Annotated in this window: 11 protein-coding genes and 1 pseudogene; 8 read left to right on the top strand and 4 right to left on the bottom strand. The window is 71.1% G+C overall.

The features are described 5' to 3' along the window. From ACFW47_RS31650 to glgB, 4 genes and pseudogenes are all read left to right on the top strand, one after another. Window positions 1-435: pseudogene (locus ACFW47_RS31650) on the top strand (alpha-1,4-glucan--maltose-1-phosphate maltosyltransferase); the annotation flags it as partial. Continuing rightward, window positions 432-2,132, top strand: a complete 1,701-nt coding sequence (gene treS, locus ACFW47_RS31645) for a maltose alpha-D-glucosyltransferase (RefSeq protein ID WP_386307833.1) — start codon at window positions 432-434, stop codon at window positions 2,130-2,132. The pseudogene ACFW47_RS31650 and the gene treS, both read left to right, overlap by 4 nt. A gap of 98 nt (window positions 2,133-2,230) precedes the next feature. Next, window positions 2,231-3,631: a phosphotransferase gene (locus ACFW47_RS31640; protein WP_386288746.1), complete on the top strand. Its 1,401-nt coding sequence runs from the start codon at window positions 2,231-2,233 to the stop codon at window positions 3,629-3,631. A gap of 60 nt (window positions 3,632-3,691) precedes the next feature. Then, on the top strand, window positions 3,692-6,136 hold the full coding sequence (gene glgB / locus ACFW47_RS31635) for a 1,4-alpha-glucan branching enzyme (RefSeq protein ID WP_386307832.1): 2,445 nt from the start codon (window positions 3,692-3,694) through the stop codon (window positions 6,134-6,136). Window positions 6,137-6,149: 13 nt separating this feature from the next. Here glgB and ACFW47_RS31630 read toward each other — a convergent pair whose 3' ends face one another. From ACFW47_RS31630 to ACFW47_RS31615, 4 genes are all read right to left on the bottom strand, one after another. After that, complete coding sequence (locus ACFW47_RS31630) at window positions 6,150-8,414, bottom strand: HelD family protein (protein WP_386307830.1); 2,265 nt, start codon at window positions 8,412-8,414, stop codon at window positions 6,150-6,152. 119 nt (window positions 8,415-8,533) lie between these two features. Next, window positions 8,534-8,848 carry a thioredoxin family protein gene (locus ACFW47_RS31625; protein WP_386288750.1) on the bottom strand — a complete coding sequence of 105 codons (315 nt, stop codon included), beginning with the start codon at window positions 8,846-8,848 and terminating at the stop codon, window positions 8,534-8,536. Window positions 8,849-8,862: 14 nt separating this feature from the next. Beyond that, window positions 8,863-9,261 carry a MerR family transcriptional regulator gene (locus ACFW47_RS31620; protein ID WP_386288740.1) on the bottom strand — a complete coding sequence of 133 codons (399 nt, stop codon included), beginning with the start codon at window positions 9,259-9,261 and terminating at the stop codon, window positions 8,863-8,865. A 130-nt stretch (window positions 9,262-9,391) separates the two neighbouring features. Further along, window positions 9,392-10,789, bottom strand: coding sequence for a cation:dicarboxylate symporter family transporter (locus ACFW47_RS31615; RefSeq protein ID WP_386288738.1), 1,398 nt, complete (start codon window positions 10,787-10,789; stop codon window positions 9,392-9,394). Between the two features lie 154 nt (window positions 10,790-10,943). Between ACFW47_RS31615 and ACFW47_RS31610 the strand changes: the two genes are divergently transcribed. The 4 genes from ACFW47_RS31610 to ACFW47_RS31595 all read left to right on the top strand — a co-directional run bounded on the left by ACFW47_RS31610 (window position 10,944) and on the right by ACFW47_RS31595 (window position 15,739). Next, on the top strand, window positions 10,944-12,611 hold the full coding sequence (locus ACFW47_RS31610; RefSeq protein ID WP_386288736.1) for an ATP-binding protein: 1,668 nt from the start codon (window positions 10,944-10,946) through the stop codon (window positions 12,609-12,611). Then, a complete protein-coding gene (locus ACFW47_RS31605; protein WP_386288734.1) occupies window positions 12,608-13,312 on the top strand; it encodes a response regulator in 705 nt (234 codons plus the stop codon). The genes ACFW47_RS31610 and ACFW47_RS31605 overlap by 4 nt, the downstream gene beginning before the upstream one ends. A gap of 106 nt (window positions 13,313-13,418) precedes the next feature. Beyond that, on the top strand, window positions 13,419-14,798 hold the full coding sequence (locus tag ACFW47_RS31600; protein ID WP_386307828.1) for an extracellular solute-binding protein: 1,380 nt from the start codon (window positions 13,419-13,421) through the stop codon (window positions 14,796-14,798). Then, entirely contained in the window at window positions 14,795-15,739 is a 945-nt protein-coding gene (locus ACFW47_RS31595; protein WP_386288730.1) for a carbohydrate ABC transporter permease, read from the top strand. The genes ACFW47_RS31600 and ACFW47_RS31595 overlap by 4 nt, the downstream gene beginning before the upstream one ends. Window position 15,740: the final 1 nt, after the last annotated feature.

The following is a 15,740-nucleotide window of genomic DNA, read 5'->3' as shown; positions in this document are numbered from 1 at the left end:
AGCGAGAAGTACCAGCTCAAACCCCGCGACTGGGCCCGCGCCGCACGCGAGGGCACCACCATCGCCCCCCTCATCACCCGACTCAACACCATCCGGCGCGAGAACCCGGCGCTCCGCCAACTGCGCGATCTGCACTTCCACCCCACGGACAAGGAGGAGGTGATCGCCTACTCGAAGCGGCGGGGGTCGAACACGGTTCTGGTGGTCGTGAACCTCGACCCCCACCACACCCAGGAGGCCACGGTCTCGTTGGACATGCCGCAACTCGGCCTGGACTGGCACGAGTCGGTGCCGGTGCGCGACGAGCTCACCGGCGAGACCTACCACTGGGGCAGGGCCAACTATGTGCGCCTGGAGCCGGGCCGGACGCCCGCGCACGTCTGCACGGTTCTGCGACCGTCCAACCCGCAGATCGGAGGGTCACCCACCACATGATCTTCAACGAGCCCGTGCCGGACACCTTCGAGGACACCCCGGCCAAGGACCGCGACCCGGACTGGTTCAAACGAGCCGTCTTCTACGAGGTCCTCGTCCGCTCCTTCCAGGACAGCAACGGCGACGGCGTCGGCGACCTCAAGGGCCTGACCGCCAAGCTGGACTACCTGCAATGGCTGGGCGTGGACTGCCTGTGGCTGCCGCCCTTCTTCAAGTCACCGTTGCGCGACGGCGGCTACGACGTCTCCGACTACACCGCCGTACTGCCCGAGTTCGGCGACCTGGCCGACTTCGTCGAGTTCGTGGACGCGGCCCACCAGCGCGGCATGCGCGTGATCATCGACTTCGTCATGAACCACACCAGCGACCAGCACCCGTGGTTCCAGGAGTCCCGGGCCAATCCCGACGGCCCCTACGGGGACTACTACGTCTGGGCGGACGACGACAAGCAGTTCCAGGACGCGCGGATCATCTTCGTCGACACCGAGGCGTCGAACTGGACCTACGACCCGGTGCGCAAGCAGTACTACTGGCACCGCTTCTTCTCCCACCAGCCCGACCTCAACTACGAGAACCCGGCCGTCCAGGAGGAGATGATCTCCGCCCTGAAGTTCTGGCTGGACCTCGGCATCGACGGGTTCCGGCTGGACGCGGTGCCGTACCTGTACCAGGAGGAGGGCACCAACTGCGAAAACCTTCCGGCGACGCACGCCTTCCTCAAGCGGGTGCGCAAGGAGATCGACGCGCAGTACCCGGACACGGTCGTACTGGCGGAGGCGAACCAGTGGCCGGAGGACGTCGTCGACTACTTCGGCGACTTCGCCTCCGGCGGCGACGAGTGCCACATGGCCTTCCACTTCCCGGTCATGCCGCGCATCTTCATGGCCGTCCGCCGCGAGTCCCGCTACCCCGTCTCGGAGATCCTCGCCAAGACCCCGGCCATCCCGTCCGGCTGCCAGTGGGGCATCTTCCTGCGCAACCACGACGAGCTGACCCTGGAGATGGTCACCGACGAAGAGCGCGACTACATGTACGCGGAATACGCCAAGGACCCGCGCATGCGCGCCAACATCGGCATCCGCCGGCGTCTGGCCCCGCTCCTGGACAACGACCGCGACCAGATCGAGCTGTTCACCGCCCTGCTGCTGTCCCTGCCGGGCTCGCCGATCCTCTACTACGGCGACGAGATCGGCATGGGCGACAACATCTGGCTCGGCGACCGGGACGCCGTACGGACCCCGATGCAGTGGACACCGGACCGCAACGCCGGCTTCTCGTCGTCCGACCCCGGCCGTCTGTTCCTGCCCACGATCATGGACCCGGTCTACGGCTACCAGGTGACGAACGTCGAGGCGTCCATGGCCTCGCCGTCCTCGCTGCTGCACTGGACCCGGCGCATGATCGAGATCCGCAAACAGAACGTGGCCTTCGGGCTGGGTTCCTACACCGAACTGCCCTCCTCCAACCCCGCCGTACTGGCCTTCCTGCGGGAGTACGAGGACGACCTGGTGCTGTGCGTGCACAACTTCTCCCGGTTCGCGCAGCCCACCGAGCTGGACCTGAGCGCCTTCGAGGGACGCCATCCGGTCGAGCTGTTCGGCGGGGTCCGCTTCCCGGCCGTCGGCGAGCTGCCGTACCTGCTGACCCTGGGCGGGCACGGCTTCTACTGGTTCCGGCTCCGCAAGGACGCCGTCTAGGCCACAGGGCCCGATCCCCGGCGCGGGGCGGTTTCCGCCGCCCCGCCCGGGGCACGCATCAGTAACACCCCGACGACCCGGGGAAGGGACGCGACGCCATGTCGGAAGCCGTCACGAGCACCGTCACGAGCACGAGCCCACCGGGCCTCCTTGCGTCACTCGATCCACTCCTGCGGGACTGGCTGCCACGCCGGCGCTGGTTCGCGGGCAAGGGGCGTCCGGTCACCGGGTTCTCACTGGTCGCCGCCACCGACCTGCTGCCGTCCGAGGCGCGCCTCGGCCTCCACCACGTGCTGGTCCGCGCCCACCAGCAGCCCGCCGCGGACCCGGGCGGGCCCGAGGAGCCCGGCGACTGCTACCAGCTCCTCATAGGCACGCGCGAGGCGCTGCCGCCCCGGCTGGCGCCCGCGCTGATCGGCCACGTGACCGAGGGCCCGCTGGCGGGCCGCACCGTCTACGACGCCCTGTACGACACCCGGCCCGCCGAGGTGCTCCTGGAGGCGCTGCGCACCAGGGCCCGCATCGGCGGGCTCCGCTTCGAGCGGGAGGGCGAGCGGGAGATACGCACGGGGCTGGTGCCCCGGCTGATGACCGCCGAGCAGTCGAACTCGTCGGTCGTGTATGGAGATACGTTCATTCTGAAGCTGCTGCGCCGGATCGTGCCGGGCGTCAACCCCGATCTGGAGCTGCCTCTGGCGCTGGCCCGCGAGGGCTGCCCCCGGGTGCCCGCACCGGCGGGTTGGATGGTCGCCGACCTGGCCGGCCGGACCTGGGTGCTGGGCGTGCTGCAACCGTACGTGCAGGGCGCGACGGACGGCTGGGAGCTGGCCCTGCGGGAGCTGGCGAAGGGCGAGGACTTCGTCGCCGAGGCGCGGGCGCTGGGGCGGGCCACCGCCGAGGTGCACACCGCGCTGGCCCGCGCGCTGCCGACCGTCACCCTCGGCATCGGTCAGATCCGGCAGCTCGCCGACGGCATGATCGGCCGGCTGGAGGAGGCGGCGCGGGCGGTGCCGCTGCTGCGTCCGTACGCGCCCGCCCTGCGTACGGCGTTCACCGCGCTGGGCGACCTGGCCGCCGAGGGCCGCACCTGGACCGCCCAGCGCGTCCACGGCGACCTGCACCTGGGCCAGTGCCTGCGCTCACCCTCCGGGCAGTGGTCGCTGATCGACTTCGAGGGGGAGCCGGCGAAGCCCCTGGCCGAGCGCCGGATGCCGCAGCCGCCGGTGCGGGACGTCGCCGGGATGCTGCGCTCCTTCGACTACGCCGCGCACTCGGCCGGTGCGCCGTCGCCCGGCTGGGCCGAGTCCTGCCGGGCCGCCTACTGCACCGGGTACGCGGAGGCCGGTGGGCATGATCCGCGCACCGACCCGGTGATGCTGCGCGCCTGTGAGACGGACAAGGCGGTCTACGAGGTCCTGTACGAGGCACGGCACCGTCCCGACTGGCTGACGGTGCCCTTGTCCGCGGTGCGCCGCCTGTCCGCGCCCGAACCGGCATGACGGCCGGCTCCTGATCCCCCCTCTTGATCCCACTGCGACTGCGCCCAGGAGGCCCCGCCCGTGACCCCCCGCTCCTCGTCCAGCGGTCCCGAACCGGAGAAGGCGGCCGCCAAGAAGGCGGCCGAGAAGGAGACGACCGGCAAGAAGGCGACAGCGAAGAAGGCCGCGGCCAAGAAGACCGCGGCGAAGAAGACCGTCGCCAGGAAGACCGCAGCCAAGAAGACCGTCGCCAAGAAGGCATCCGACGGTAGGGCACCCGGCAAGAAGGCATCCGGCAAGAAGGCCGTGCCCGCCGTCGTCCGTCCGGCCGAGACCCCCGTCTCCCCCGCCCTGGACGCCGCCGACCGGGAGCGGCTGCTCGCCGGCACGCACCACGACCCGCACTCCGTGCTGGGCGCCCACGCGGTGCCCGGCGGGGTCGCCTTCCGGGCCTTCAGGCCGTACGCCCTGGCGGTGAGCGTGCTCTGCGGGGAGCTGCGGACCGAACTGCACGACGACGGGGCGGGGTTCTTCTCGGGCCTGCTGCCGCTGGGCGACGTACCGGCCTACCGGCTGCTGGTGACGTACGAGGGCAGGGTCTGGGAGGCGGAGGACCCGTACCGCTTCCTGCCCACGCTGGGCGACCTGGACCTGCATCTGATCGGCGAGGGCCGGCACGAGCAGCTGTGGCAGGCGCTGGGCGCGCACCCGACGGTCCACGAGGGCGTGGCGGGCACCCGCTTCGCGGTGTGGGCGCCGAACGCGCGCGGGGTGCGGGTGGCCGGCGGCTTCAACTTCTGGGACGGCACCGGCCACCCGATGCGCTCGCTGGGCGCCACCGGCGTGTGGGAGCTGTTCCTGCCCGGCATCGGCCCGGGTGAGCTGTACAAGTTCGAGATCACCCGGCCGGACGGCTCGCGCACCTTCCGCGCCGACCCGCTGGCCCGCCGCACCGAGGTGCCGCCGGCCACCTCCTCGGTCGTGCACGCCTCGGACTACACCTGGGGCGACGCCGAGTGGCTGGCGCGCCGCGCCCAGGCGCCCGCGCACGAGGCGCCGATGTCGGTGTACGAGGTCCACCTGCCGTCGTGGCGACCGGGGCTGACCTACCGGGAGCTGGCCGAACAGCTCCCCGCGTACGTCGGCGACCTGGGCTTCACGCACGTCGAGCTGATGCCCGTCGCCGAGCACCCCTTCGGCGGCTCCTGGGGCTACCAGGTCACCGGCTTCTACGCGCCCACGGCCCGGCTCGGCGACCCGGACGACTTCAAGTACCTGGTGGACCGGCTCCACCAGGCGGGCATCGGTGTCCTCATGGACTGGGTGCCCGCGCACTTCCCGCGGGACGACTGGGCGCTGGCCGAGTTCGACGGGCGTCCCCTTTACGAGCACGCCGATCCGCTGCGGGCGGCGCACCCGGACTGGGGGACGCTGGAGTTCGACTTCGGGCGGCGGGAGGTGCGCAACTTCCTGGTCGCCAACGCCGTGTACTGGTGCGAGGAGTTCCACATCGACGGGCTGCGGGTCGACGCGGTCGCCTCGATGCTCTACCTGGACTACTCGCGCGAGCCGGGCCAGTGGACGCCGAACGAGCACGGCGGCCGGGAGAACCTGGACGCGGTGGCGTTCCTCCAGGAGATGAACGCGACGGTGTACCGGCGGGTGCCGGGCGTCGTGACGATCGCGGAGGAGTCGACGGCCTGGGACGGGGTCACCCGAGCCACCCACCACAAGGGGCCGAGCGGGTTCGGCGGGCTCGGGTTCGGGCTGAAGTGGAACATGGGCTGGATGCACGACTCGCTCCAGTACCTGAGCCACGAACCGGTGCACCGCAAATACCACCACGGCGAGATGACCTTCTCCATGGTGTACGCCTACAGCGAGAACTACGTGCTGCCGATATCGCACGACGAGGTGGTGCACGGGAAGAGGTCGCTGGTGTCGAAGATGCCGGGCGACTGGTGGCAGCAGCGGGCCAATGTGCGGGCGTACCTGGGCTTCATGTGGGCCCATCCCGGCAAGCAGCTGCTCTTCATGGGGCAGGAGTTCGCGCAGGGCGCGGAGTGGTCCGAGGCGCACGGGCCCGACTGGTGGCTGCTCGACCCGGAGTACGGGGCGGCGGCGGACCACCGGGGCGTACGGGACCTGGTCCGCGACCTGAACACCGCCTACCGGGCCACGCCCGCCCTGTGGCGGCTCGACACCCACCCCGACGGCTTCGCGTGGGTGGTCGGGGACGCCGCCGAGGACAACGTCCTCGCGTTCCTGCGCCTGGACGCCGACGGCACCCCGCTCCTCGCGGTGTCGAACTTCGCCCCGGTCGTGCGGCACGACTACCGCCTCGGCGTCCCGGACGACGTGCCCGCCTGGCACGAGGTGCTCAACACGGACGCCGTGCGGTACGGCGGCGGTGGCGTGGGCAGCCCCGACCCGGTCAAACCGGAGGCGCGGGGGTGGCACGGCCGGGCGGCGAGCGTCCGCCTGACCCTGCCGCCCCTCGCGACGGTGTGGCTGCGTCCGGCCTAGAGGGTCCGGTGGCCTACGCGTCCACCAGCCCCTTCGGCAGCGGCTCGGTGTGCAGGACGCCGAGTCGCTGGGTGGCCCGGGTGAGGGCGACGTACAGGTCGCTGGTGCCGTAGCGGCCGGGCTCGACGACCAGGACGGAGTCGAACTCCAGGCCCTTGGACTGCCGGGGGTCGAGCAGGACGACCGTGTGGGTCAGGTCGGGCTCGGCGCCCGCCGTGACGCCGTCCAGCCGGGCGGCGAGGGCGCGGTGCAGCTCGCGCGGGGCGATGACGGCGAGGCGGCCCTCCTCGGGGGTCAGCTCGCGGACGGCGTCGGCGACGGCGGCCGGGAGGTCGCCGGTGGCACGGATCCAGGGGCGTACGCCGGTGGACCGGACCGAACTGGGGGGTGCGAAGGCCGGGTCCTCGGCCCGGACCACCGCCGCGGCCACGTCCATGATCTCGGCCGGGGTGCGGTAGTTGACGCCCAGGCGGGTGTGCTCCCAGCGGTCCTCGACGTAGGGGGCGAGGATCCTCGACCAGGAGCCGACGCCGGCCGCCTCGGCGGTCTGCGCCGGGTCGCCGACCAGGGTCATCGAGCGGGTCGGGCAGCGGCGCATCAGCAGCCGCCAGGCCATCGGGGACAGCTCCTGTGCCTCGTCCACGATGATGTGCCCGAAGGCCCAGGTGCGGTCGGCGGCGGCACGCTCGGCGGCGCTGCGGTGGTCCTCCGCCTCCTGACGTTCGGCGAACCGCTCGGCGTCGATGATGTCGTGGGCGAGCAGGACCTCGGCGTCCTCCTCGTCCCTGTCCTCGAACTCGTAGGTCCGGGACGCGTACGACACGTCCAGCACGCCCTGCGCGTAGGCGATCTGCGCCGCCCGCTCGCGTTCGGCGCGGGTGCGGGCGCTGCGGTCGTCCACGCCGAGCAGTTCGGCCGCCTCGTCCAGCAGCGGTACGTCGGCGACGGTCCAGTGCCGGGTGACCGGGCGGCGGACGGCGGCGGCGTCCTCGGCGGGGAGGAAGGGCTCGGGGGCGGCGAGGAAGTCGGCGACCAGGCGGTGCGGGGTGAGGCGGGGCCACAGCTGGTCGATGGCCGACCAGACCTCGGGGTTCTCGGCGATCTCGTCGCGGATCTGGGTGACGTCGCTCGCGTCGAGCAGGCTGGAGCCGTCGAAGGGGTCGGTGCCGATGCGCTCGGCGTACAGCTCGGTCAGCGTGTTGAGGATGTGCCCCTCGAAGTGCTCACGCGCGACGTTGTGCGGCAGCTTCGCGGCGCGGGTGCGCTCGCGGGCGACGCCGACGAGGCCGTCGTCCAGCATCAGGATCTCGCGGTCGTGCTCGATCGTGATCACCGGGTCGGGCAGCGCCTGCCGGTCGCGGACCACCTCGGCGAGTACGTCGGCCATGTCGGCGCGGCCCTTCACCGCCGCCGCCTCGGGGGTGTCCGTCGCGGTGGCCTTCACGCCGGGGAACAGCTCGCCGACGGTGGCGAGGAGCACCCCGGTCTCGCCCAGGGAGGGCAGCACCTCGCCGATGTAGCCGAGGAATGCGGGGTTCGGGCCGACGATGAGGACGGCGCGCTTGGCGAGCAGCTCGCGGTGCTCGTAGAGGAGGTAGGCGGCGCGGTGCAGGGCGACGGCGGTCTTGCCGGTGCCGGGCCCGCCCTCGACGACCAGGACGCCGCGGTGCGGGGCGCGGATGATGCGGTCCTGGTCGGCCTGGATGGTCTGCACGATGTCGCCCATGCGGCCGGTGCGCGCCGAGTTCAGCGCGGCCAGCAGCACGGCGTCGCCGGACGGGTCCTCGTGGCCGGTGCGCGTCTCGTCGCCGACGTCGAGGAACTCGTCGTGCAGAGCGGTGACCCGGCGGCCCTCGCTCGCGATGTGCCGACGGCGCCGCAGACCCATCGGGGTGTGGCCGGTGGCCAGGTAGAAGGGGCGGGCGACGTCGGCCCGCCAGTCGATCAGGACCGGGGTGCGTTCGGCGTCGTCGGCGCGCAGGCCGATGCGGCCGATGTGGTGGCCGGTACCGGAGGCGAGGTCGATCCGGCCGAAGCACAGGGAGCCGTCCACCGCGTTGAGCGCGGCGAGCAGCCCGGAGCGCTCGGCGACCAGGATGTCCCGCTCCAGCCTGGCCTGCTGGGGGGTGTTGCCCTGCGCGAGCGCCTCGGTGACCGACACCTCGGCGTCGCCGCGCAGCGCGTCCACACGCGCGTACAGCCCGTCGATGAATTCCTGCTCGTGCCGCAATTCATCGTCCGGAAATTCGGTGTTTGACAATTCCACTCCCGGCCGCATATACTGTGCCTACTGAACTTCTTCGTGACCTCTTTCTCCTGAAGTCACGAATCAACGAATATACGCAGAGAAATCCCCCGAGCGCAATTGCTCGGGGGATTTTTCGTGTGCCGGGCCGGTCAGACGACGTCGGCCAGTTCCTCGAGAAGCCGCCGCTTGGGCCGGGAGCCCACCATCGACTTCACCGGCTCGCCTCCGCGAAAGACCATGAACGTCGGCATCGACAGCACCTTGTACGCGTTGGTGGTCACCGGGTTCCGGTCGACGTTCAGCTGCACCACCCTCAGCCGGCCGGCTTCCTCGGCGGCCACGGCGGCGAGCACCGGGGCCATCTGCCGGCACGGCGGGCACCAGTCCGCGGTGAACTCCACCAGCACCGGCAGCTCGCCGGCCAGCACCTCCTCGCCGAACTCCGCGTCCGTCACCTCCGGCACCCCGGTGATCGTCGTCATGCGTGTCCTCCCAGTTCGCACTTGGGCTCCGGACCCCCCGGAACCGCCGCCTCGGCCCGCGCGAGCTGCGCGCCCACCTGCGCCCGCACCGACGTCAGCTCTTCGATCAGCGTGTCCAGCTCCGCCAGCTTGCGCCGGTAGACCACGAGGGACGCCGGGCAGGAGTCGCCCTCGGGGTGCCCGGCGCGCAGGCACTCCACGAACGGGCGGGTCTCCTCCAGGTCGAACCCGAAGTCCTGGAGCGTCCTGATCTGCCGCAGCAGCCTCAGGTCGTCCTCGTCGTAGGTCCGGTAGCCGTTCCCGCCCCGCCGCGCGGGCAGCAGGCCCCGCGACTCGTAGTACCGCAGCGTCCGCGTCGTGGTCCCGGCGCGTGCGGCCAGCTCGCCGATTCGCATGCGGACGAACGTAAGCCTTGACGCGGGCGTCAAGGCAAGAAGCCCCGCGCCGGGGGCGCGGGGCTTCTTGGGGGGACCGGGCGGCTGAGCAACGGGGGGAGCCCTCAGCCGCCCGGGGTGTGCGGCGCGGTCAGGCCCGCGCCAGCTCCTTCTCGCCGCCCTGTTCGGGCAGGTCGGGTGCGTCACCGGCGTCGTCGTCGGCGCCGTGGTGATCGTCCAGCAGAGTCTTCTCGTCGAACGGGATCCGGCCGGCGAGCACCTCGTTCACCCGGGCCTTGTCGATCTCCTTGGTCCAGGTGCCGATCAGGACGGTGGCGACGGCGTTGCCGCCGAAGTTGGTCAGGGCGCGGGCCTCGCTCATGAAGCGGTCGATGCCGACGATCAGGCCGATGCCGTCCACCAGGGCGGGCTTGTGCGAGGAGAGACCGCCGGCCAGCGTGGCCAGACCGGCGCCGGAGACACCGGCCGCGCCCTTCGAGGCGACCAGCAGGAAGAGCAGCAGCGGGATCTGCTCGCCGATCGACATCGGCGTGCCCATGGCGTCGGCGATGAACAGCGAGGCCATGGTCATGTAGATCATGGTGCCGTCGAGGTTGAAGGAGTAGCCGGTCGGGACGGTGATGCCGACCACCGGCTTGCTGACGCCCAGGTGCTCCATCTTCGCGATGAGGCGCGGCAGCGCCGACTCCGAGGAGGAGGTGGACAGGATCAGCAGGAACTCGCGGCCCAGGTACTTGAAGAGCGAGAAGACGTTGACGCCGGCGATGACGCGCAGCAGCGTGCCCAGCACCAGGAAGAGGAAGAGGACGCAGGTCACGTAGAAGCCGAGCATCAGGACGGCCAGGCTCTTGAGGGCGTCGACGCCGGCCGAGCCGGTGACGGCGGCGATGGCACCGAAGGCGCCGACCGGGGCGGCCCACATGATCATGGCCAGGACGCGGAAGACCAGCCGCTGGATGTGCTCGATGCCGCGCAGCACCGGCTGCCCGGCGTTGCCCATGGCCTGCAGGGCGAAGCCGCACAGCAGGGCGATCAGCAGGGTCTGCAGGACCTCGCCGGAGGTGAACGCCGACACGATCGTGGTCGGGATGATGCCCATCAGGAAGTCGACGGTGCCCTTGGCCTCCGCGTCGACCTGCGCCTGACCGGTCTCCTTGACGGCGTCGGTCACCGCGAGGCCGGTGCCCGGGTCGAGGATGTTGCCGACGACCAGACCGATGGCGAGCGCCACCAGCGACATGACCAGGAAGTAGCCCAGCGCGATACCACCGACCGCGCCGACCTTGGCGGCCTTGCGGACGGAACCGATGCCCAGCACGATCGTGCAGAAGATGATCGGCGAGATCATCATCTTGATCAGGTTCACGAAGCCGGTGCCGAGCGGCTTCAGCTCCGTCGCGAAGTCGGGCGCGATCAGACCGACGGCGATACCGAGGGCGACCGCGATGATCACCGCGATGTAGAGGTAGTGCGTGCGGTCCCGCTTGGCTTTGGGTGCGGCTGGTGCCGTAGCGGCGTTGCTGGTCACGGCGGCCCTCCTTGACGACGTCGTCGGCATCACCGGCGTGCGGCTCACGTCCGGGCGGTTGTTTCGGGGATGCGGCGACTATCTCCCGTGCTGTGAGCGCGGTCACCCTTGCGTTCATTTAGTTCACAATCCAGCCAGGAGGGAGACTTGCCGCATGCACCTCCGCGTCCCGAGACCCCGTAGCCTGGCAGGTCAGCTCTTCGCCATGCAGGCCGTGCTGATAGCGGTCGTCGTGGCCGGGTACGCGCTGTTCACCTACATCAGCGACCGGGGGCAGGCGCAGGACGCGGCCGGGCGGCAGGCCAGGGCGGTGACCCTGGCGATAGCCGACTCGCCGTCCGTGCTGGAGGCCATCGGTTCCCCCGATCCGACGGCGCGGCTCCAGCCGTACGCGGTGCGGGTCATGCGGGACACCGACGTGGACTTCGTGACGATCATGGACCCGGAGGGCATCCGCTGGACCCACCCGGACCCGAAGCAAATCGGCCATCCCTTCCGCGGGCACATAGAGCGGGCGCAGCGGGGCCAGACCTTCACCGAGACCTATACGGGCACGCTCGGTCCGTCGGTGCGGGCGGTGACGCCGGTGCTGGACGACGGCCGGGTGGTCGGACTGGTCAGCGCCGGGATCAAGGTCGAAGAGATCAGCAAGCGGGCGCAGGAGCAGCTGACGGCGCTGCTCGGGGTGGCCGCGGGGGCGCTGCTCCTCGGCGCGGTCGGCACGTACGTGATCAATGCGCGGCTGCGCCGGCACACGCACGGGATGAACGCGGACGAGCTGAGCCGGATGCACGACTACCATCAGGCGGCGCTGCACGCGGTGCGGGAAGGTCTGCTGATGCTGGACGGGCAGTACCGTGTCGCGCTGATCAACGACGGCGGACGGGAGCTGCTGGGCGTGACCGGTGACGTGGTGGGCGCCTCCGTCGCGGACCTGGGGCTGCCGGCGCAGCTGACGGGGGCGCTGCTGGCGTCGGAGCCGCGGGTGGACGAGGTGCACCTGACCGACCGGCGGGTGCTGGTGGTGAACACCTCGCCGGTCTCCGGCGGCGAGCGGCGGGGCACGGTGGTGACGCTGCGGGACGTGACCGAGCTGCAGTCGCTGATGGGCGAGCTGAACTCGGAGCGGGGCTTCACGCAGGCGCTGCGTTCGCAGGCGCACGAGGCGGCGAACCGGCTGCACACGGTCGTGTCGCTGATCGAGCTGGGGCGCGCGGAGGAGGCCGTGGACTTCGCGACGGCCGAACTGGAACTGGCGCAGGCGCTGACCGACCAGGTGGTGGCCGCGGTGAGCGAACCGGTGCTGGCCGCACTGCTGCTGGGCAAGACGGCGCAGGCCAACGAGCGGGGAGTGGAGCTGGTGGTGTCGCACGACAGCCGACTGGACGACGGACTGCTGCCACCGTCCCTGCCCGCCCGGGACCTGGTGACGATCCTGGGCAACCTGGTCGACAACGCGGTGGACGCGGCGCAGGGCCGGGTGCCGTCGCGGGTGTCGGTGGGGGCGTACACGGAAGCGGTCGGCGGCGGTTCCGAGCTGGTGCTGTGGGTGTCGGACACGGGCGCCGGGGTCGATCCCGCCCATGCCGACCTGGTCTTCCAGCGGGGTTTCTCGACCAAGCCGGCCGGTGAGGGCGGCCGGGGCCTCGGGCTGGCGCTGGTCAGTCAGGCGGTGCAGCGGCACGGCGGCACCCTGACGGTGACGGAGGCGGACGGCGGCGGCGCCCGTTTCGAGGCGCGGCTGCCGCTGGACGGCCCCGGGGGCCGCGCGCCGGTGCCGGACACCCCGGCGGGCAGACATGCGCCCGGGGGTGCCGTATGAGCGGCACCGCCGAGCAGCCCATCCGGGTCCTGGTCGTCGAGGACGACCCCGTCGCCGCCGACGCGCACGTGATGTACGTGGGCCGGGTGCCGGGGTTCACGGCCGTCGGCAAGGCGCACACCGGAGCCGATGCGCGGCGGATGCTGGACCGCACACCGGTGGACCTGCTCCTGCTCGACCTGCACCTGCCGGACGTACACGGGCTGCAGCTGGCCCGCTCGCTGCGGGCGGCCGGGCACCACACCGACGTGATAGCGGTGACGTCGGCGCGGGACCTGACGGTCGTACGGGAAGGGGTGTCGCTGGGCGTCGTGCAGTACGTGCTGAAGCCGTTCACCTTCGCCACCCTGCGCGACCGACTGGTGCGGTACGCGGAGTTCCGGGGTGCCGCCGGGGAGGCGAGCGGCCAGGACGAGGTGGACCGGGCGCTGGCCAGACTGCGGGCTCCCGGCCCGGCCGCGCTGCCGAAGGGGCTGAGCGGCCCGACGCTGGAGCGGGTGACGGGCGCGCTGCGCGGCTCGGACGAGGGCCTCACGGCGGCCGGGGTCGCGGAGACGGTGGGCATCTCGCGGATCACGGCCCGCCGCTACCTGGAGCACCTGGTGGACGCGGGGCGGGCGGGACGGGCCCCGCAGTACGGGCAGGTGGGGCGGCCGGAGTTGGTGTACCGGTGGGTGCGGGAGAGCGAGCGGGGCCGGTGAACACGACTTGTCCACCGCACACTCATTGACCTGACTAGACCATTCCTCTTACGTTCGCGGAGCAGCCGTCCCGGCCACAGCGTCGTGCCCGTAGGAGGTCTTGCCCGTGCGTCCCACCGTCCGGTCCGTCCGGTTCACCGCCCTGTTCACCCTCACCGCGCTCGCCTCCACCGCCCTCGCCGCCTGCGGCAGCGGCTCCGGCGACGATCCGGACACGGTGAAGGTCTCCTTCAAGCAGTCGACGGACAACTCCATCAAGGTGATGGACACCTACCTCGCCGACGTCAAGGAGCAGTTCGAGAAGGCCAACCCGGGGAAGAAGGTCGAGCTGGTGCCGATCAAGGCGCCGGACTCGGAGTACTACACCAAGCTCCAGCAGATGCTCCGCTCCCCCAAGACCGCGCCGGACCTGGTCTACGAGGACACCTTCCTCATCAACTCCGACATCACCAGCGGGTACCTGAAGCCCCTCGACGACTACCTGGCCAAGTGGGACGACTGGGACCAGTTCGTCGACACCGCGAAGGCGGCGGCCACCGGCGAGGACGGCAAGACGTACGGCGTCCCGGACGGGACGGACACCCGGGGGCTGTGGTTCAGCAAGGACGTGTTCGCCAAGGCGGGGCTGCCCGCCGACTGGCAGCCGAAGACCTGGGACGAGGTCCTGGACGCCGCCCGCGCCATCAAGGAGAAGGTCCCCGGCGTCACGCCGCTCAACGTCTACACCGGCAAGCCCGCCGGCGAGGCCGCCACCATGCAGGGCTTCCAGATGCTGCTGTACGGCACGAACGACGGGACCACGGACCCGCTGTACGACAAGGACAGCAAGAAGTGGATCACGGCGGGGCAGGGGTTCGAGGACTCCCTCGCGTTCGTCGAGACGGTGTACAAGGAGAAGCTGGGGCCGGAGGTCTCCGACGCGCTCGACCCCAATTTCGGGACCAAGGTGCGCGGTGAGCTGCTCCCGCAGGGCAAGCTCGGGATCGCGCTGGACGGCTCCTGGCTGCCCCAGGACTGGCTGGAGGGCAGCGGGCACGAGTGGCCGGAGTGGTCGCGGGAGCTGGGCCTCGCCGCCATGCCCACGCAGCACGGACAGGCGCCAGGCAAGGTGAGCATGTCCGGCGGGTGGGCCTGGTCGATCCCGGCCAAGGCGAGCAACCCCGACCTGGCCTTCGAGTTCATCAAGACGATGCAGACCAAGGCCAACGCGCAGAAGTGGTACGTCGCCAACTCCGGCATCGCGGTCCGCGAGGACGTGGCGAGCGATCCCGCGTACGTCGAGGCGCAGCCCGGCACCGAGTTCTTCACCGACCTCGTCGAGGTCACCCACTACCGGCCCGCCTACCCGGCGTACCCGAAGGTGTCCGTCGCCGTCCAGGAGGCCATGGAGGGTGTGACGACCGGTGACATGTCGGTCGAGGAGGCGGCGCGCGGATACGACGAGGCACTCAGGGAGGCGACCGACAACCAGGTGGTGAGCAAGTGACGGCGACCGCGCCGCAGCACGCGGGGCCGGGGGTGCGGAAGGAACCGGCGTCCCCGGCCGCCTCCGGGGGGCGGCCCAGCACCGTGCGCCGGTCCCTGTTCCGGGCCCTGCCCGTCTCCCCCGCCGTCGTCCTGCTGCTGCTCTTCCTCGCGGGCCCGATCGGGTACTGCGTGGTCATCGCCTTCACCGACCTTCAGCTCACCGGGCAGGCCGAGTCGTCCTTCGTCGGCTTCGAGAACTTCACGCGCGCGTTCCAGGACGAGGCGTTCCTCAACGCCGTGTGGCTGACCCTGGTGTTCACCGTGCTGTCGTCGCTGATCGGGCAGAACACCCTGGGCCTGGCGCTGGCCTCGCTGATGCAGCGGGCCTCCAAGCCGGTGCGTACGCTCACCGGCGGCATCGTCGTCACGGCATGGGTGCTGCCGGAGGTCGTGGCGGGCTTCCTGCTGTACGCGTTCTTCCGCCGCGAGGGCACCCTCAACGCCATCCTGGACTGGCTCCACCTGCCGTCCCAGAACTGGCTGTTCACGCTGCCGATCCTGGCGGTGTCCTTCGCCAACGTGTGGCGGGGCACGGCGTTCTCCATGCTGGTGTACTCGGCCGCCCTGAACGAGATCCCCAAGGAGGTCACCGAGGCCGCCGAGGTGGACGGGGCGAGCGGCTGGCGCCGGATGTGGCACATCACGCTGCCGATGATCCGGCGTTCCATCGGCACCAACCTGATGCTCAACACGCTGCAGACCCTGTCGGTCTTCGGGCTGATCTGGGTGATGACGCGGGGCGGGCCGAGCGGCAAGAGCCAGACGCTGCCGCTGTTCATGTACGAGCAGGCCTTCCAGAACAGCCTGATCGGGTACGGCACGGCGGTGGCGCTGCTGCTGTTGCTGATCGGCTCGCTGTTCTCGGTCGTGTACCTGCGCCTGCTGCGGACGGAGGTCTGAC

It is taken from the genome of Streptomyces sp. NPDC058796 (assembly GCF_042745235.1).
In the GTDB taxonomy this organism is placed as follows: Bacteria; Actinomycetota; Actinomycetes; order Streptomycetales; family Streptomycetaceae; genus Streptomyces.
The sequence above is the reverse complement of the archived record's forward strand: the minus strand, read 5'-3'. Positions and strand labels throughout refer to the sequence as shown.

Excerpts from the sequence above, each read along its gene's own strand:
- treS (WP_386307833.1), top strand. The coding sequence starts at position 432 with ATGATCTTCAACGAGCCCGTGCCGGACACCTTCGAGGACACCCCGGCC.
- ACFW47_RS31640 (WP_386288746.1), top strand. The coding sequence starts at position 2,231 with ATGTCGGAAGCCGTCACGAGCACCGTCACGAGCACGAGCCCACCGGGC.
- ACFW47_RS31630 (WP_386307830.1), bottom strand. The coding sequence starts at position 8,414 with ATGCGGCCGGGAGTGGAATTGTCAAACACCGAATTTCCGGACGATGAA.
- ACFW47_RS31620 (WP_386288740.1), bottom strand. The coding sequence starts at position 9,261 with ATGCGAATCGGCGAGCTGGCCGCACGCGCCGGGACCACGACGCGGACG.
- ACFW47_RS31610 (WP_386288736.1), top strand. The coding sequence starts at position 10,944 with ATGCACCTCCGCGTCCCGAGACCCCGTAGCCTGGCAGGTCAGCTCTTC.
- ACFW47_RS31605 (WP_386288734.1), top strand. The coding sequence starts at position 12,608 with ATGAGCGGCACCGCCGAGCAGCCCATCCGGGTCCTGGTCGTCGAGGAC.